The sequence below is a fragment of the Ruegeria haliotis genome (genome assembly GCF_013377785.1).
Classification (GTDB): domain Bacteria; phylum Pseudomonadota; class Alphaproteobacteria; order Rhodobacterales; family Rhodobacteraceae; genus Ruegeria; species Ruegeria haliotis.
In genome coordinates, this window is sequence record NZ_JABXWT010000009.1 from 123,780 (window position 1) to 141,271 (window position 17,492).

The following is a 17,492-nucleotide window of genomic DNA, read 5'->3' on the forward strand; positions in this document are numbered from 1 at the left end:
TCCTCTCGCCAAGACAATGAAATGGGCGTAGAGGACTCACATGCTGAAACCCATGCCGCTTTCTGAGGCGCAGAGCCTTCCGTTCTGGCGCCGCCCTGTGACGCTCTTGTTCATGATGGCGATGACCATGCCGATTGCGTTCAACGCATGGAGCGCGCTGTTGAACAATTTTGTCATTGAGGCGGCGAATTTCGATGGTGCGGATATCGGTCTGCTGCATACAGTGCGCGAGATTCCGGGGTTTCTGGCTGTGGGCGTGATCGCGGTGATCCTGTTCATCCGCGAGCAGGTTCTGGCGATGATCTCGCTGATGCTGTTGGGTGTTGCAACGGCGGTGACCGCATGGTTCCCCAGTCTTGGCGGGTTGCTGTTCGTGACGCTGTTCAGCTCGATTGGCTTTCATTATTACGAGACAGTGAACCAATCGCTGCAACTGCAATGGTTGCCCAAAGACCGCGCGCCGCAGGTGCTGGGATGGCTTGTGGCGATGGGGTCGGCTGCGACGCTGGTAGTTTATGGCCTGATCGTGCTGACATGGGAGCGGTTCGATCTGGCCTATAACATGGTGTTCATGGCGGCAGGCGGGCTGACGGCGCTGCTGGCACTGTTCTGCCTGATCGCCTATCCGCAATTCGACGCACCCACGCCTCAGACAAAGAAGATCGTTCTGCGCCGCCGCTACTGGCTGTACTATGCGCTGCAATTCATGGCCGGTGCGCGTCGACAGATATTTGTCGTCTTCGCGGGTTTCATGATGGTCGAGAAATTCGGCTTCGAAGTGCATGAGTTGACGGGGCTGTATATGATCAACCTGCTGATCAACATGACCGCCGCGCCGATGCTGGGCAAAGCGGTGGCGAAATTCGGCGAACGTCGCACGCTGATCTTTGAATATACCGGGCTGGCCATCGTGTTTGCGGCTTATGGCGGTATCTACTGGTTCGGCTGGGGTGTGTTGATCGCGGCGATCCTCTATGTGATCGATCATGTTTTGTTTGCTCTGGCTTTAGCGCTCAAGACCTATTTTCAGAAGATCGCCGACCCGGCGGATATCGCGCCCACGGCGGCCGTGGCGTTTACCATCAACCATATTACGGCGGTATTCTTGCCAGCACTGCTGGGGTTGCTTTGGATTGTCTCGCCTGGCGCTGTCTTTGGATTTGCCGCTGCCATGGCTCTGGTGTCTCTGGCGCTGTCTCTGCTGATCCCGCGACACCCCGAGCCGGGTAATGAAACGGTTTTGTCGAAATACGCCCCCGCGCCCGCTGAATAATCACCAGCGCTTGACCTTGGCGGTTCACCGCCCTAGGCGCTGTGCCAGCTTAGACAGGAGGCTCCCATGCCCACATTCACGGCGTTTACCACCATGCTCGGCAAAACCGCAGCCGACGGATTGGGTGAAGCGATGGAGCGTTTGGATCCGGAACCCACAGGTGTGGGTGTGTTCGAGGTCGAAGACGGTTCAGGTCTGTGGGAGGTTGGCGGCTATTTCATCGAGACCCCGGATGAAACTGCGCTGGCGGTTCTGGCGGTGGCATTTGAGGCCAAACCGTTCGTTGTTTCGCAATTGCCCAAAACCGACTGGGTCGCCCATGTGCGCCGCGAACTGGCCCCGGTCGAGGCGGGCCGGTTCTTTGTGTATGGCAGCCATGACGCGGATAACGTACCCGAGAACCGCATCCCGTTGTTGATCGAGGCGGCGATGGCCTTTGGCACCGGACACCACGGGACCACATTGGGCTGCCTCAAGGCGCTGGATCAGCTGCTGGATGATGGATTTGAAGCAACCAAAGTGGCCGATATCGGTTGCGGCACTGCCGTTCTGGCCATGGCCGCCGCGCGTGTCTGGGATGGCGAAATACTGGCCAGCGATATCGACCAGGTTGCAGTCGACGTGGCCGAGGCGAACCTGAAGGCAAACGGAATGTCCGGTGCCGTGCGTTGTGTCGAAGCAGCGGGCTTCGATCACCCCCAGCTGCAGTCGTTGGCACCCTACGACTTGATTTTTGCCAATATTCTCAAAGGTCCTCTGGTGGCGTTGTCCCCGGAAATCGCAGCGAATCTGCGACCCGGAGGCCACGCGATCCTGTCGGGAATCCTTAATGAGCAAGCCGATGATGTGGTGGCGGTTTATTCCCAAAATGGGTTCAATCTTGCAAATCGAGATCAGATTGGTGAGTGGACGACGCTAATCTTAACGAAACAGGGCGCAATTTAGGCCATTTGCAGGAGTTTTGTGGATTTTAGCCACGTTTTTGTCGCAATCTGTATTTACCGTTTCTCAATGATTTTGAGGGGGGCGGTTTTGGAGGCTGCCATGATGGGAAAGCAATTGGAATTTGATCAGCGCGTTAATCGCCTGACAAAAAAGCATCAAAAGATGGACCGTGGCTATCGTGCGACTATGCGCAAAGATGGCCTGGTCATTATGAAGCCGCAGCGTGTGCGCTCGGCGGTACCGGCCAAGGTGCTGCTGCTCAGCCTCATCGGCTTTTTCGCGTTCAAGGCCTTTCTGCTGTCCAGTCTCGGGCCAACTGGGTATCAGTACCGGATCGATAGCCTGAATGAGGGCACGTCCGTTGAACAGGCCGGTGCCTGGGTTATGCAGATTGATCCCTTGTCCCAGCTTCTGTCGGCGCAGCTTAACAAAGTTCTATACTGAATCATCGCGACATAAAAAAACACCGCGGCCTCAAAGGCGCGCGGTGTTCTTTTTTGCCCCACAGGGAGGAAACTGGGGCATATGAGTGGTGGTCGGTTCTGTTATCGACGGCCTTCGGCAATGGCGTCAATGTCGCCACGGCACAGGCCGATATCTTCCAGTTCGCGGTTACTCAGACCGGTCAGCGCGTTGCGGGTCACGCGGGCGTCGTTCCATTCCACAGCGGCGTTCACGCCTGATGTGAAAAGTGCGCCGATACGGCCAACGAGGCCGAACGAGCCAGTGGTGGCGATGCGGGTGGTGTCCAGTGCGGCCATATCCAATTTCCTTCTGGTTTGTGTTCACGTTGCGATCTTGCGATCTGACCGGCATCTAGTGATGTCATTTGTGCCGCACAAGCGCAGTTTTTGCATGTGTCCTATGCAATTTCTGCAATGCTTCACAAGGCTGTAATCCCCTTAAATAATTGATGAATTTGTGTTCATAATCGTGTCGAATTCAGACTTTTCAAGGTCGCAATCAGCCCCTGTTGTCGCGGTCTGAATAGCTGTGTCGTTTTTGTACTCTGGGTTTAATTGCTTGGAAAATGTTCATGTTTCGTGCTAATCGATAGGAAAATATAACATAACCCGAGCAGGCCGAGGCAAAACATGCGAATTCTGGGCATTGATCCGGGGCTCAGAACCCTGGGATGGGGCGTCATCGAATCAAATGGCAGCCGACTGAGCCACGTTGCCAATGGGCTGTGCAAGTCGGACGGGGATGATCTGGGCGAACGGCTGTTGTCGCTGCACAACCAGATTGTCGAAGTCATTGCTGAACATCAGCCGGATCAGGCAGCCATCGAACAGACCTTTGTCAATAAGGACGGGGCGGGAACGCTCAAGCTGGGTCAGGCACGCGGCGTGGCGTTGCTGACGCTGGCGCAGGCCGGTTTGCCGGTCGGAGAATACGCGCCAAACCGGGTCAAGAAGACCGTGGTCGGTGTCGGACATGCTGACAAGGGGCAGGTTCTGCACATGGTCAAGCTGCAGCTGCCCGGATGTCTGCCGAAAGGGGCTGATGCGGCGGACGCTCTGGCGATTGCAATCTGTCACGTCTACTACGGAAATACACAACAGGCGCGAGTGAAAGAGGTGCGGGCATGATCGGTAAACTGACGGGTCGGTTGGATTACCGCGCGGCGGATCACGTGTTGATCGATGTGCGCGGCGTTGGCTATATCGTCTATTGCTCGGATCGGACGATGGCGGCCCTGCCGGGCGTAGGTGAAGCGGTTTCGATCTATACCGATATGGTCGTGCGGGAAGACCTGATGCAGCTATATGGGTTCTTGTCCCTGGTCGAGAAAGAATGGCATCGGCTGTTATGTTCGGTGCAAGGCGTCGGGGCCAAGGTGTCGCTGGCCATCCTGAGCGCTTTGGGCCCGGATGGAGTCAGCCGCGCGATTGCTCTGGGCGATTGGGGTACGGTGAAAGCGGCCAAGGGCGTCGGACCAAAAACGGCGCAACGGATCGTGTTGGACCTCAAGGACAAGGCGCCGGGTGTCATGGCCATGGGTGGTACGATCACCGAAGCAATGGACGGACCCGGGCTGGAGGTTGTTGAACTGGCTGAGTCTGCGTCGGTGCCGCCACGTATGCCAAAACTGGCTTCGGGTGCGGCTGCGGCGTCGGCCGGTGCGTTGTCAGCCCTGTCCAATCTGGGCTATGGCCCATCGGATGCTGCGGCGGCTGTGGCTGAGGCGGCTGCTACTTTGCCGGATGCGGGTGAGGCTGATCTGATCCGCGCCGCGCTGAAGCTGCTAGCTCCGAAAGGCTGACTGAATGGTAGACGCCGATCCCACCCTGCGCCCCGAGCCACTGCCCGAGGACCATGACCGCGCGCTGCGCCCACAGGGGTTGAGTGAATTCATTGGTCAGGCTGAAGCCCGCGCCAATCTGCGCATTTTCATCCAGTCGGCGCGCCAGAGAGGCGAGGCGATGGACCACACGCTGTTCCATGGCCCTCCGGGGCTTGGCAAGACCACATTGGCACAGATCATGGCGCGCGAGCTGGGGGTGAATTTCCGCATGACTTCTGGCCCGGTGCTGGCCAAGGCTGGGGATCTGGCGGCGATTCTGACCAATCTGGAAGCGCGTGATGTATTGTTCATCGACGAAATTCACCGTCTGAACCCCGCAGTGGAAGAGGTTCTCTATCCTGCGATGGAGGATTTTGAACTGGATCTGGTAATTGGCGAAGGACCTGCGGCACGGACGGTTCGGATTGAGTTGCAACCCTTTACTCTGGTCGGGGCGACCACCCGGATGGGTCTGTTGACCACGCCGTTGCGCGACCGGTTTGGCATTCCGACGCGGCTGCACTTCTACACGGTGGATGAGCTGCACGAGATTGTCACCCGCAACGCGCGCAAGTTGGGTGCCCCCGCTGATGATGATGGCGCACGGGAAATTGCACGGCGGTCACGTGGAACGCCGCGGATTGCGGGTCGGTTGTTACGAAGGGTTGTAGACTTTGCTATTGTCGAAGGCGATGGCAGCATTTCGCGTGAACTGGCCGATGGAGCATTGACGCGGCTGGGTGTTGATAATCTTGGCCTGGACGGCGCGGACCGGCGCTATCTGAAACTGATTGCCGAGAATTATGCCGGTGGCCCAGTGGGGATCGAAACCTTGTCGGCGGCGCTGTCCGAAAGTCGCGATTCCCTGGAGGAAGTCATTGAACCCTATCTGTTGCAGCAAGGGCTGATCCAGCGCACGCCGCGCGGGCGTATGTTGGCCCGTAAGGCTTGGGCGCATTTGGGAATGACCGCGCCGAAGGGGCAAAACGATCTGTTTGGTTGAAGCCGGACGTCAGAAATTTTATGCCTTCGGCGAGAGTATTTTCGAAAAGATGAAGGATTGTGCGTGACACCCGAAGAGATTGAGGCCCTGTTTACACGCGAAAGCGGTGAGTTCCTGTTTGCGCGGTGGGGTCGTCCGATTGTGCCCATTGTGTTCGGGGTGGAAGATGAGACGCTGACCACAGTCAAGGGCGCATTCGAAGCGGTCGTGACGCTGGTCGGCCACAATATGGCTGAAACTGACCCGGAACTGGGCGCCAACTGCATGGTGTTCTTTTTCCGGGATTGGCAGGAATTGCTCGATGTGCCGGATCTGGACCGCCTGGTTCCTGATCTCGGACCATTGGTGGAGCGTCTGGTCGCTGCGGATGCCAATCAGTATCGTATTTTTCGGTTCGAAGACGACGGCGCAATTCGGGCGGCCTTTGTCTTTTTGCGGATGGATGAAGAATTGTCCGAGGTTCCAGCTGATACCCTTGCGCTCAGCCAGGTCGTGCAAACCGTATTGCTTTGGTCGGATGCCGCGTTCCGCACCACATCCCCGTTGGCCGTGGCGGGCGAGGCAACGATCCTGCGTCCCGAAATTGCTGATTTGATCCGCGCCGCCTATGATCCGGTTTTGCCGGGTGCTGCGCAGGATCCTTCTCATGCACTACGGTTGTTTGCCCGGCTGGATCCACCGCAATGAAACATACCTATCCGGTTCGCGTTTATTACGAAGACACCGACATGGGCGGTGTCGTTTATCATGCGAATTACCTGCGCTATATCGAACGTGCCCGTTCGGATTGGGTGCGCAAGTTGGGCAATGACCAGAACGCCATGCGGGACGAAGGGATCGTTTGGGTCGTGCGGCGGGTCGAGGCGGATTACCTGTCCCCTGCAAAGTTTGAGGATGAACTGGTGGTCGAAACTGAAGTGGTTTCAATCTCGGGCGTGCGGCTGACCATGGCGCAGCTTGTTCGCCGGGGCGAAACCGAGATATTCCGCGCCACGGTGACAGCCGTCTGCATTAACAGCGCAGGCAAGCCAATCCGCCTTCCGGCAGAGATTCGCGCATTGATGTAACAATTTGTGGGGCCGGGGTGGTTCTGTTGGCTTTTCATGACCAACTGCGATAGCGTTTGGCAAAACAAGGCCAAACGAACGGCCATCAGGCAAAACAAAGAGCAGGTTCATGGAAGCTGAAACGCTGGCGCTGGCGCAGGAGATCGACTTCTCCATGTGGGGGCTGTTTGCCCGCGCGACATTTATCGTAAAGATCGTGATGCTTGTCCTTGTGGTCGCTTCAGGGTGGTCTTGGGCAATCATCATACAGAAGCTCATCAACTATCGGTCCGCGCGTCGAGAAGCTGCAGTATTCGATGAATCCTTCTGGTCGGGTAATCCGCTGGATGAATTGTTCGAACAGATTGGGTCCCGGCCTGACGGCAGCTCCGAGAAGATATTCGCCTCTGGCATGATCGAATGGCGCAGATCCCATCGCAACGATGGTGGATTGATTGCAGGTGCAACGGCGCGGATTGACCGATCCATGGATGTGGCTATCGCGAAGGAATCTGAAACGCTGCAAAAGGGCCTGCCCATTCTGGCCACCGTTGGTTCGACCGCGCCTTTCATTGGCCTGTTTGGCACCGTTTGGGGCATCATGAATGCGTTCATCGAAATTGCCGAACAGCAGAACACCAACCTTGCCGTGGTTGCGCCCGGTATTGCCGAAGCGCTGTTGGCCACAGGTCTGGGCCTCCTGGCTGCGATCCCGGCGGTGATTTTCTATAACAAGCTTAGCGCGGACAGCGATCGCATTGTTGGCGGCTATGAAGCTTTCGCCGACGAATTTGCCACCATCCTGTCACGACAGTTGGACGGCTGATATGGGTGCTGCGGTTCAGCAATCCTCGGGGAACAACGGGCGCAGGCGCGGGCGGCGGCGTGGCCGCGCGCAACCGATGGCCGAAATCAATGTGACGCCGTTTGTAGATGTGATGCTGGTGCTGCTGATCATCTTCATGGTGGCCGCCCCCTTGCTGACCGTGGGTGTTCCAGTCGATCTGCCCAAGACAGCCGCAAGTGCCTTGCCCGGCGACAACGAAGAGCCGCTGACCGTGACCTTGACCGCCGAAGGAAGAGTGCAGATCCAGACAACGGATGTGTTACGCGAAGAGTTGATTGGCAAGCTGCGCGCGATTGCGTCCGAGCGCAGCAGCGATCGTGTGTTCCTGCGGGCCGATGGCGCGATTCCTTACGCGCAGGTTATGCAGGTGATGGGTGCGTTGAACGCTGGCGGCTTTTCCAATGTGGGCCTCGTGACCGATACCGGCGGACCGACGCTGGACGATGGCGGAGAGTGAGGTCGCACGGTGGATACCGGCACCAAGATTTCGGCAATTGCCCATGTGAGTCTGATCGGATGGGCATTGTTCGGCGGGACCTTCCGGTCCGAGCCGTTGCCGATGTCCGTACAGGATGTGTCTGTGATTACGGCTGAACAGTTTGCCGCCATGACGGCCCAACGCGACGCGCCCGAGGTTCCGACAACGCCCAGCACTTTACAGCAACCTCCGGATCCCGAAGTCGAGGCCAATGCGCCAGAACCGACGCAGGAAGAACAGCCCCGTCCCGAGCCGGTCACGCCATCCGAGCCGGAACCGGAAATTGAACCAGAACCAGTCGAAGTTCCCCCCGAACCCGAAGTGATCGAAGAGCCTCCGGTTTTGACAGAACCTGAACCCGAAATTGCCGCGCTGCCTGTCCCCCCGGGGCCCGAGGCGCAGCCCCGAGCCGCTGACCGGATTGCGCCCGAGGCTATTGCACCTCCCCCGCCCGAGGCCCAGCCTGATGACGTGGAAACGCCACCCGTTTCCTTGGATGAGGGCGCTGAAATACAGCAGGAGCAGCAGGACCAGACCGCGCCTGAAGAGGCTGCGCCGGAGATCGTGACGGAAGCCGAGGAAACAGACGAACAGTCGCCGTTGACATCGCCCCGACCGCGCGTGCGTCCGAACCGACCGACACCACCAGCCGAGCCTGTTGTGGCCGAAACTCCGGAACCGGCGCCGGAAAACCCGGCGCAGAACGACGAAGCGGCCATCAACGATGCGCTGGCCGAGGCGCTGGGGAGTGGGACAGAGCCATCTGGCCCGCCGCTGACCAGCGGTGAGAAGGATGCGATGCGTCTGGCCGTATCCAGATGCTGGAACGTCGGCTCTTTGTCGACCGATGCGTTGAGCACCGTGGTTGTTGTCGAATTTTCCATGAACCGGGACGGTACGGTTGTCGGCAGCAGCATTTCGATGTTGGACAGTTCCGGTGGATCGGCTGCTGCCGCAAATCAAGCCTATCAGGCGGCCCGACGAGCGATTTTGCGCTGTGGGGCCAAAGGATTCGACCTGCCTGCTGACAAATACGCGCAGTGGCAGGAAATTGAGATTACATTCAATCCCGAGAGGATGCGGATCAAATGATGAAACTTCTGACCAGCCTCTTTGTTGGCCTGACCCTGTTGTCGGCGCCGGTACATGCTCAGAGCGGACCCCTTCGTTTGGAAATCGATGAAGGGATCATCGAACCGATGCCTTTTGCGGTTCCCAATTTTGTCCCGGACGGGCCAGCGGCGGCGCAATATGCACAGGATATCTCTCGCGTTGTCGCCGCCGACCTGACCGGAACAGGCCTGTTTCGAGAAATCTCGGCAGATGCGTTTATCAGCCGGGTCAGCAGTTTTGATGCGCCGGTTCAGTTTGCAGACTGGAAAGCGATCAACGCGCAGGCCCTTGTTACCGGCGCGGTCAACGTGTCTGGTAAACGCCTGACGGTTCGGTTCCGGGTCTGGGACGTGTTCTCGGGTCAGGAGTTGGGTGAAGGTCTGCAATTGGCTGGTACGACCGATGGCTGGCGGCGCATGGCTCATAAGGTGTCGGATCAGGTCTATAGCCGGATCACGGGTGAGGGCGGCTATTTTGACAGCCGCGTGGCTTTTGTTTCGGAAAGCGGGCCGAAAAACCAACGGCTCAAGCGTTTGGCGATTATGGATTATGATGGCGCGAATGTGCAGTATCTGACCGATAGTGCTGCCATCGTTTTGGCGCCGCGGTTTTCTCCCACCGGTGATCGGCTGCTATATACCAGCTATGAAAGCGGTAGCCCTCGCATCTATGTACTGGATGTCGGACGGGTCAAAAAGCAAGAGCTGAAAACTCAAGACGGCACCATGAGCTTCTCGCCCCGGTTTTCGCCAGATGGACGGTCGATCGTCTATTCACTGATTCAAGGCGGTAATACCGACCTTTGGAAAATGGATCTGGCCTCGGGGCAAAGCGTGCGATTGACCAACACGCCCGCGATTGAAACCGCGCCCAGTTATTCGCCGGATGGCAGCCAGATTGTGTTCGAAAGCGATCGCTCGGGCACCCCGCAGCTTTATGTCATGCCTTCTGGTGGCGGGGAGCCGACGCGTATCAGCTTTGGTCAGGGGCGTTATGGCACTCCGGTGTGGTCCCCGCGCGGGGATCTGATTGCCTTTACCAAACAGAACAAAGGTCGGTTCCATATCGGAGTGATGCGAACAAATGGCGATGAGGAGCGCTTGCTGACATCATCTTTCCTGGACGAAGGTCCGACTTGGTCCCCCAATGGACGCGTGATCATGTTTACGCGGGAAACGCAGGGTGCCAGCGGTCGGTCGTCGCTGTACTCTGTCGATATCTCGGGGCGGAATCTACGACCTGTTCGCACTCCGGATGGCGGCAGTGATCCGTCATGGGGGCCGTTGCAAAATTGATTGCGGTCGCAGCGCCGCCAAGTTCACAAGAAACCAATGCTGTGGTAGACAAGCGGCAATAATCAAAACACGAGGCACTTGAAATGAACGTATTGGGCAAAATCCTGGCATTGGGCGCGCTGAGTGTGATCGCCGCCTGTACCAGCAACGATCCTTCGGCCTTGGGTGGTGGCGGCCCGGGTGGCAGCGGCGCGATTGTGCCAGGCTCACCCAGTGATCCGCGTTCGCCAGCTTATTTCCAGCAAACTGTTGGCGACCGCGTGTTGTTCTCGGTTGATCAATCCACCTTGACGCCGCAGGCACAAACGACCCTGCAAGGACAAGCCGACTGGCTGATGTCCAACCCCGACTTTGTGGCCACCATCGAGGGCCATGCGGATGAGCAGGGGACACGGGAATACAACCTTGCACTGGGTGCGCGCCGGGCCAATGCAGCGCGGGAATTCCTGATCTCGCGCGGTGTAGCGGGCAATCGTCTGAAGACTGTCAGCTATGGCAAGGAACGCCCGATCGAGATTTGCAGCACCGAGGAATGTTATTCCAAGAACCGTCGCGCGGTGACGGTGCTGACCGGTTCAACATTGGGGTAAGACAATGCGAGTTGCAGGATTGGTTCTGGCCGTAGCTTTGGCGACGGCGGGTGTGGCAAAAGCGCAAGATCAACAGACCCTGGCGGATATCCGGCAGGAGCTGACGGTATTGCATGTGGAAATCCAACGTCTCAAGCGCGAGTTTTCAACCACCGGGTCACCAGCGCCGAACCTGTCCGGCAGTTCAGTGCTGGAACGGGTCGACGCCATCGAGGCCGAGTTGCAGCGGCTGACGCGTCAAACCGAGCAACTAAACCAGCGTGTGCAGAACATCGTGACGGACGGTACCAACCGGATCGGAGACCTCGAGTTCCGACTTGTCGAGCTGGAAGGCGGCGATTTGTCGACACTGGACCAGACGTCGACTTTGGGTGGTGGTGACCAATCCACCGCTGCTGTCCTTCCTTCGCCAACAGAACCGTCCGGCGCTGATCAGGGCGAGCTTGCCGTGGGCGAAAAGGCTGATTTCGACGCGGCCTCCCAAGCGTTGGCAGATGGCGACTATCAAACGGCGGCCACCATGTTCGCTCAGTTTGATACGTCTTACCCGGGCAGTCCACTTGCACCTGAAGCAAATCTGAAACGTGGTCAGGCGCTAGAAGGTCTGGGCGATACGCGCGAGGCGGCGCGGGCGTTTTTGGCCAGCTTCACCGGCGATTCAGAGGGGGCCCTTGCGCCTCAGGCGCTGTATGAACTGGGTGCCGCATTGGGGCGCTTGGGGCAAACCGATCAGGCCTGCATTACCCTCAGCGAAGTCGGAGTACGTTTCCCGGCCTCCGCCACCTTGCCCGATGCCACACAGGAAATGGCATCGCTGGGGTGTTCTTGAGTCGCCAAGTCGATAGCTTACGATCCGAACTCCGCGCCCGGCTGCCTGAGATGCTGCCGGGCCGTTTGGGTGTCGCTGTGTCGGGGGGCGGCGATTCGGTTGCCTTGATGCACCTTTTGCAAGGCATCGCGCAAAGAGAGAGCGCCAGACTGTTCGTCATCACGGTCGATCACGGTCTGCGATCCGAGGCAGCGCATGAGGCAAAAGTCGTTGCCGAACAAGCTGCGCAACTTGGCCTGTCTCACGAGACTCTGCGTTGGGGCGGCTGGGACGGAGCTGGGAATCTGCAGGATAGGGCGCGACAAGCGCGTTATTCTTTGCTGACAGACTGGGCGCGTGGCAAGGACATCAGCGCGGTTGCCTTGGGCCATACGGCGGACGATCAGGCGGAGACAGTTCTGATGCGATTGGGCAGAGCCGCAGGTGTGACCGGGTTGGCCGCGATGCCCTTCCAACGGCACAGAGGAGGCATCGAACTGCTGCGTCCCATGTTGGGAATCACACGCCAGCGGCTGCGAGATTATCTGACCGAGATTGGGGTGGGCTGGATCGAGGACCCCTCGAATCAGGACAATCGCTTTGACCGCATCAAGGCGCGTGAGGCCTTGTCGAACCTCGAAGTCTTGGGGATTATGCCCGAAACACTGTCGCGAGTGGCTGAAAATCTTGCACAAGCACGAGAAGCTTTGGCGCTTTTTGCGCAGGAATCCGCCCGCAAGGTCGCCCGAGTTGAAGCGGGGGACATTCTGGTTGATCGTGTGGGATTCGCAGCGTTGCCCGATGAAATCCGCCGTCGAATTCTTGTGGGGGCCGTGTTGTGGATCGCGGGGCGAGGCTATCCACCGCGCCAGACAGCAATTGATCAGGCCGAAGAGGCGCTTTTGCACGGACGGGCGGGGGCGATAGGTGGCTGCCTATTGATCCCGCAAGGCCACAATATGTGGATTTGCAGGGAGTTTAAGGCCGTCGAGGGCCTGACCGTTGCCGCTGGCGCGCAGTGGGACGGAAGATGGATTCTGACTGGACCTGCGACCGCAGGGGCAAGAATCAGCGCGCTTGGTGAAAGCGGCTTGCAATGTCTGCCGGACTGGCGTGCGATCGGGCGCCCGCGGCTTGCGCTGAAATCATCTCCGGCGGTTTGGCAGGGGGATGCTCTGCTTGCTGCGCCGCTTGCCGGTTATGCCAACGGGTGGCGCGCTGAACCGGCCCCCGAATGGACAGAGTTCCACACTTCGATTTTATCGCATTGAACCTGCCACAATCCTCTCTATTTTAAGAGGTAACTCGGCAGATCCCCATCTGCCGTAATCTTTTGGGAGATTTTCCTTGGGCAACGCTCGCAATATCGCCTTTTGGGTCGTTCTGTTTCTGCTGATCCTTGCACTTTTCAATTTGTTCAGCGGACCGGGCGGAACGCTTCAGAGCAACGAAAGAACCTATTCCGACTTTGTCAGCGCCGTGCAGGGTGGCCAAGTCAAGAATGTGACTCTGGATGGTGAGCAGATTCGCTATACCACCGAAGGCGGCGGTACATTTGTCACGATCAAGCCCACCGATGCTGAAGTGACTAAGCTGCTGATTGATGAAAACATCCCCGTGCGCGCTGAAAAGCAGCAGCAATCCGGGTTTCAGTCGTTTCTGATCACATTGCTGCCCTTCCTGCTTCTGATCGGCGTCTGGGTTTACTTCATGAACCGGATGCAGGGCGGTGGCAAAGGCGGCGCGATGGGCTTTGGCAAGTCCAAGGCCAAGATGCTGACCGAAAAACATGGTCGCGTGACCTTTGACGACGTCGCAGGCATTGATGAGGCCAAGGAAGAGTTGGAAGAGATCGTGGAATTCCTGCGCAACCCGCAGAAATTCTCGCGTCTCGGCGGTAAGATCCCAAAGGGCGCGCTGCTGGTGGGCCCTCCGGGCACTGGTAAGACGCTGCTGGCCCGTGCAATTGCGGGTGAGGCGGGCGTGCCGTTCTTTACAATCTCAGGCTCGGACTTTGTCGAGATGTTTGTCGGTGTCGGTGCAAGTCGCGTCCGCGACATGTTCGAACAGGCCAAAAAGAACGCGCCCTGTATCGTCTTCATCGACGAGATCGACGCCGTGGGTCGCCATCGTGGCGCCGGTTACGGCGGCGGTAACGATGAGCGCGAACAGACCCTCAACCAGTTATTGGTCGAAATGGATGGGTTTGAGGCCAACGAGGGTGTCATCATCCTTGCGGCCACCAACCGGAAAGACGTTCTGGACCCCGCGCTGCTGCGTCCGGGCCGGTTCGACCGGAATGTGACCGTTGGCAATCCCGACATCAAAGGTCGTGAGAAGATTTTGGGGGTTCACGCCCGCAAGACCCCGCTGGGCCCTGACGTTGATCTGCGCATCATCGCGCGCGGTACGCCCGGCTTCTCGGGTGCGGATCTGGCGAACCTTGTGAACGAAGCCGCTTTGATGGCTGCCCGTGTCGGTCGTCGCTTTGTCACAATGGAAGACTTCGAGAACGCCAAGGACAAGGTGATGATGGGTGCCGAACGCCGCTCGATGGTGCTGACCCAGGATCAGAAGGAAAAGACCGCCTATCACGAATCTGGTCACGCGGTGGTCGGCCTGTCGCTGCCGCTGTGTGATCCGGTCTACAAGGCGACCATTATTCCACGCGGTGGTGCGCTGGGGATGGTGGTGTCACTGCCGGAAATGGACCGTCTGAATTATCACCGCGATGAATGTGAACAAAAACTGGCCATGACCATGGCAGGTAAAGCCGCCGAGGTGATCAAATACGGTGAAGATCACGTCTCGAACGGTCCCGCCGGTGACATCATGCAGGCCAGCCAATTGGCGCGTGCCATGGTGATGCGCTGGGGCATGTCGGACAAGGTCGGCAATATCGACTATGCCGAGGCACATGACGGCTATTCCGGTAACACGGCTGGGTTCTCAGTATCGGCGCACACCAAGGAGCTGATCGAAGAAGAGGTCAAACGCCTGATCCAACAGGGTTACGAGCGGGCGCACCAGATTCTGACCGACCAGACCGAAGAATGGGAGCGTCTGGCGCAGGGCCTGCTGGAATACGAAACCCTGACTGGTGAAGAGATCAAACGCGTCATGAATGGCGACTCGCCCAGCGAAGGCGATGATGAAGGCGACAGCCCTGACGAGGGAAGCGCGCCCAGTGTCACCGCCATTCCGAAGACCAAAGTCAAGAAATCTCCGCCTGAGGGCGGGATGGAGCCGGAACCTTCGGCCTGATCAAACAGACCCGGGCACTACCCGGGTCTTTTGTTTTTGACCTTTCCATTGTTGCCGACATGGCCTCTATTGGGTCGCGGTGACGAATATGCGAAGGGATTGAAAATGCCGGTCTTGCGCCAAACAGAATTTACGGGTGAGGTCGTCTGGCTGGGTCACGTTCCCGCCGGGCAATCCCTACGGGCGCAGGCGGTCGACTCCCTTGATCTTGATTTTTCAGGGGATCGCGGCGCGCGGCATGAAGGGGGCAATCGCGCCTCATGCGTGCGGGTGAAAAACCTCTATCCAGAGGATACTGAGATTCGAAACGTGCGCCAGCTGTCGGTTTTGTCCGCCGAAGAGTTGGATGCGATTGCGCAGGATATGGGGCTGGACAGTCTGGATCCCTCCTTTCTGGGGGTCAGCATCGTTTTGCGTGGAATTCCTGATTTCACACACGTCCCTCCGTCTTCCCGTCTGCAACTGGCCGATGGTGTGACGATCACGATCGACATGGAAAACCGGCCCTGCGTGTTGCCCGGACGCGAGATCGAAGCTGATAAACCCGGATATGGCACAGCATTCAAACCAGCGGCAAAGGGGCGCCGCGGGGTGACCGCATGGGTCGAGCGGCCCGGCTTGTTGCGTGTCGGCGACCAAATGACATTGTTTGTGCCAGATCAGCGGAATTGGGCCCCGTAATACCCGCCCGTTTCCGATTGGAGACTGCAGATCAGCCCTGACGCCGTTTCGCGGCGTGATTATGTCGGAATCTATATCCATTGTCATTGTACACAACGGTATGGGTTGTGCAGCACCGGCCTCTTCGCGCCGGTATGCACGGCATTCAATCAGGGACCTTGCCCAATGAGTTACAAATCTGACATTGAGATCGCCCGAGAGGCGCAGAAGAAGCCGATTCAGGAGATTGGTGCGAAGATTGGCATCGATTCTGCGGACCTGCTGCCCTATGGGCATGACAAGGCGAAGGTGAGCCAGGACTTCATCAACTCGGTTCAAGGTCGTGAAGACGGCAAGCTGATCCTGGTGACGGCGATCAACCCGACGCCTGCGGGTGAGGGCAAGACGACGACCACCGTTGGTTTGGGCGATGGCCTGAACCGGATCGGCAAGAACGCGATGATCTGTATCCGTGAGGCCTCGCTTGGTCCGAACTTCGGCATGAAGGGCGGCGCTGCGGGTGGCGGGTATGCGCAGGTTGTTCCGATGGAAGAGATGAACCTGCACTTCACCGGTGATTTCCACGCCATCACCAGCGCGCATTCGTTGCTGTCGGCGATGATCGACAACCACATCTACTGGGGCAACGCGTGCGAGATCGACGTGCGCCGTGTTGCATGGCGTCGTGTGGTTGACATGAACGACCGCGCCCTGCGCCAGATCACGGCGTCCCTGGGCGGCGTGTCGAACGGCTTCCCGCGCGAAACCGGCTTTGACATCACCGTGGCGTCCGAGGTCATGGCGATCCTGTGCCTGTCCAACGATCTGAAAGATCTGGAAAAGCGTCTGGGTGACATCATCGTGGCCTATCGCCGCGACAAGACCCCGGTTTACTGTCGCGACATCAAAGCCGAAGGCGCGATGACTGTGCTGCTGAAAGACGCAATGCAGCCGAACCTGGTACAGACGCTGGAAAACAACCCGGCCTTTGTCCATGGCGGCCCGTTTGCCAACATCGCGCATGGCTGTAACTCGGTCATCGCCACCAAGACGGCGCTGAAAGTGGCCGACTATGTCGTGACTGAGGCGGGCTTTGGTGCTGATCTTGGCGCCGAGAAGTTCATGAACATCAAGTGCCGCAAGGCAGGCATCGCTCCGTCGGCTGTGGTGCTGGTTGCCACCGTGCGCGCGATGAAGATGAATGGCGGCGTGGCCAAGGCCGATCTGGGTGCCGAAAACGTTGACGCGGTTCAGTCGGGCTGCGCCAACCTGGGTCGTCACATCGAGAACGTCAAATCCTTTGGTGTTCCGGTCGTTGTCGCCATCAACCACTTCGTCACCGATACCGAGGCGGAGGTGCAGGCGGTCGGCGACTATTGCGCCGAGCACGGCGTCGAGGCGGTTCTGTCGCGTCACTGGGAGCTGGGCTCGGAAGGCTCCGCGCCTCTGGCCGAGAAGGTGGTCGAAATCGTCGAAGGCGGGTCCGCGAACTTCGCGCCGATCTACCCCGACGACATGCCGCTGTTTGAGAAGATCGAGACCGTCGCCAAGCGCATCTACCGCGCCGACGAGGTTCTGGCCGACACCAAGATCCGCAACCAGCTGCGCGAATGGGAAGAGGCCGGATACGGCAACCTGCCGGTCTGCATGGCCAAGACGCAGTATTCCTTCTCGACCGATCCAACCCTGCGCGGCGCGCCCACCGGCCATTCGGTTCCGGTGCGCGAGGTGCGCCTGAGCGCCGGTGCCGGCTTTGTCGTGGTTGTCTGCGGAGAGATCATGACCATGCCCGGCCTGCCGCGCAAACCGGCGGCGGAAAGCATCTGTCTCAATGACGCAGGTGAGATCGAAGGCTTGTTCTAAGCCGCCAGATAAGACATCTC

19 protein-coding genes are annotated in these 17,492 nt (G+C 58.6%); 18 read left to right on the forward strand and 1 reads right to left on the reverse strand.

Translation table 11 applies throughout. The annotated features are described in order from the left end of the window. Positions 1–40: 40 nt before the first annotated feature. From HW561_RS15325 to HW561_RS15335, 3 genes are all read left to right on the forward strand, one after another. Complete coding sequence (locus tag HW561_RS15325) at positions 41–1,273, forward strand: MFS transporter (RefSeq protein WP_176866212.1); 1,233 nt, start codon at positions 41–43, stop codon at positions 1,271–1,273. Between the two features lie 66 nt (positions 1,274–1,339). After that, positions 1,340–2,218, forward strand: a complete 879-nt coding sequence (locus tag HW561_RS15330) for a 50S ribosomal protein L11 methyltransferase (protein ID WP_176866213.1) — start codon at positions 1,340–1,342, stop codon at positions 2,216–2,218. 87 nt (positions 2,219–2,305) lie between these two features. Further along, positions 2,306–2,662, forward strand: a complete 357-nt coding sequence (locus HW561_RS15335) for a hypothetical protein (protein ID WP_235962928.1) — start codon at positions 2,306–2,308, stop codon at positions 2,660–2,662. 101 nt (positions 2,663–2,763) lie between these two features. Here HW561_RS15335 and HW561_RS15340 read toward each other — a convergent pair whose 3' ends face one another. Next, positions 2,764–2,979 (reverse strand): DUF1127 domain-containing protein, encoded by a 216-nt coding sequence (locus HW561_RS15340; RefSeq protein WP_176866214.1) that lies wholly within the window; start codon positions 2,977–2,979, stop codon positions 2,764–2,766. 333 nt (positions 2,980–3,312) lie between these two features. Here HW561_RS15340 and ruvC point away from each other — a divergent pair, with 333 nt between their 5' ends. The 15 genes from ruvC (at position 3,313) to HW561_RS15415 (ending at position 17,472) form a co-directional block, all read left to right on the forward strand. After that, complete coding sequence (gene ruvC, locus HW561_RS15345) at positions 3,313–3,810, forward strand: crossover junction endodeoxyribonuclease RuvC (RefSeq protein WP_176866215.1); 498 nt, start codon at positions 3,313–3,315, stop codon at positions 3,808–3,810. Next, a complete protein-coding gene (ruvA, locus tag HW561_RS15350) occupies positions 3,807–4,484 on the forward strand; it encodes a Holliday junction branch migration protein RuvA (protein WP_176866216.1) in 678 nt (225 codons plus the stop codon). Before ruvC ends, ruvA begins: the two co-directional genes overlap by 4 nt. 4 nt (positions 4,485–4,488) lie before the next feature. After that, positions 4,489–5,508, forward strand: coding sequence for a Holliday junction branch migration DNA helicase RuvB (gene ruvB / locus HW561_RS15355; RefSeq protein WP_176866217.1), 1,020 nt, complete (start codon positions 4,489–4,491; stop codon positions 5,506–5,508). Positions 5,509–5,571: 63 nt separating this feature from the next. Further along, on the forward strand, positions 5,572–6,195 hold the full coding sequence (locus tag HW561_RS15360) for a hypothetical protein (protein ID WP_176866218.1): 624 nt from the start codon (positions 5,572–5,574) through the stop codon (positions 6,193–6,195). Next, the gene (gene ybgC / locus HW561_RS15365) at positions 6,192–6,575 is read left to right on the forward strand and encodes a tol-pal system-associated acyl-CoA thioesterase (protein WP_176866219.1); all 384 of its coding nucleotides are present in this window, start codon (positions 6,192–6,194) and stop codon (positions 6,573–6,575) included. The genes HW561_RS15360 and ybgC overlap by 4 nt, the downstream gene beginning before the upstream one ends. 109 nt (positions 6,576–6,684) lie before the next feature. Next, a complete protein-coding gene (gene tolQ, locus HW561_RS15370) occupies positions 6,685–7,380 on the forward strand; it encodes a protein TolQ (RefSeq protein ID WP_176866220.1) in 696 nt (231 codons plus the stop codon). A gap of 1 nt (position 7,381) precedes the next feature. Then, on the forward strand, positions 7,382–7,858 hold the full coding sequence (gene tolR / locus HW561_RS15375; protein ID WP_176866221.1) for a protein TolR: 477 nt from the start codon (positions 7,382–7,384) through the stop codon (positions 7,856–7,858). A 9-nt stretch (positions 7,859–7,867) separates the two neighbouring features. After that, positions 7,868–8,971 carry an energy transducer TonB gene (locus HW561_RS15380; protein WP_176866222.1) on the forward strand — a complete coding sequence of 368 codons (1,104 nt, stop codon included), beginning with the start codon at positions 7,868–7,870 and terminating at the stop codon, positions 8,969–8,971. Beyond that, entirely contained in the window at positions 8,968–10,287 is a 1,320-nt protein-coding gene (tolB, locus tag HW561_RS15385; RefSeq protein WP_176866223.1) for a Tol-Pal system beta propeller repeat protein TolB, read from the forward strand. Before HW561_RS15380 ends, tolB begins: the two co-directional genes overlap by 4 nt. 83 nt (positions 10,288–10,370) lie before the next feature. Further along, positions 10,371–10,877 (forward strand): peptidoglycan-associated lipoprotein Pal, encoded by a 507-nt coding sequence (pal, locus tag HW561_RS15390; protein WP_176866224.1) that lies wholly within the window; start codon positions 10,371–10,373, stop codon positions 10,875–10,877. A gap of 4 nt (positions 10,878–10,881) precedes the next feature. Continuing rightward, positions 10,882–11,706: a tol-pal system protein YbgF gene (gene ybgF / locus HW561_RS15395; RefSeq protein ID WP_176866225.1), complete on the forward strand. Its 825-nt coding sequence runs from the start codon at positions 10,882–10,884 to the stop codon at positions 11,704–11,706. After that, positions 11,697–12,956 carry a tRNA lysidine(34) synthetase TilS gene (tilS, locus tag HW561_RS15400; RefSeq protein ID WP_328803296.1) on the forward strand — a complete coding sequence of 420 codons (1,260 nt, stop codon included), beginning with the start codon at positions 11,697–11,699 and terminating at the stop codon, positions 12,954–12,956. Before ybgF ends, tilS begins: the two co-directional genes overlap by 10 nt. Positions 12,957–13,032: 76 nt before the next feature. Continuing rightward, positions 13,033–14,949 carry an ATP-dependent zinc metalloprotease FtsH gene (gene ftsH, locus HW561_RS15405; protein WP_176866227.1) on the forward strand — a complete coding sequence of 639 codons (1,917 nt, stop codon included), beginning with the start codon at positions 13,033–13,035 and terminating at the stop codon, positions 14,947–14,949. 105 nt (positions 14,950–15,054) lie between these two features. Then, complete coding sequence (locus tag HW561_RS15410; RefSeq protein WP_176866228.1) at positions 15,055–15,630, forward strand: MOSC domain-containing protein; 576 nt, start codon at positions 15,055–15,057, stop codon at positions 15,628–15,630. Between the two features lie 165 nt (positions 15,631–15,795). Next, positions 15,796–17,472: a formate--tetrahydrofolate ligase gene (locus HW561_RS15415; RefSeq protein WP_176866229.1), complete on the forward strand. Its 1,677-nt coding sequence runs from the start codon at positions 15,796–15,798 to the stop codon at positions 17,470–17,472. Positions 17,473–17,492 lie beyond the last annotated feature (20 nt).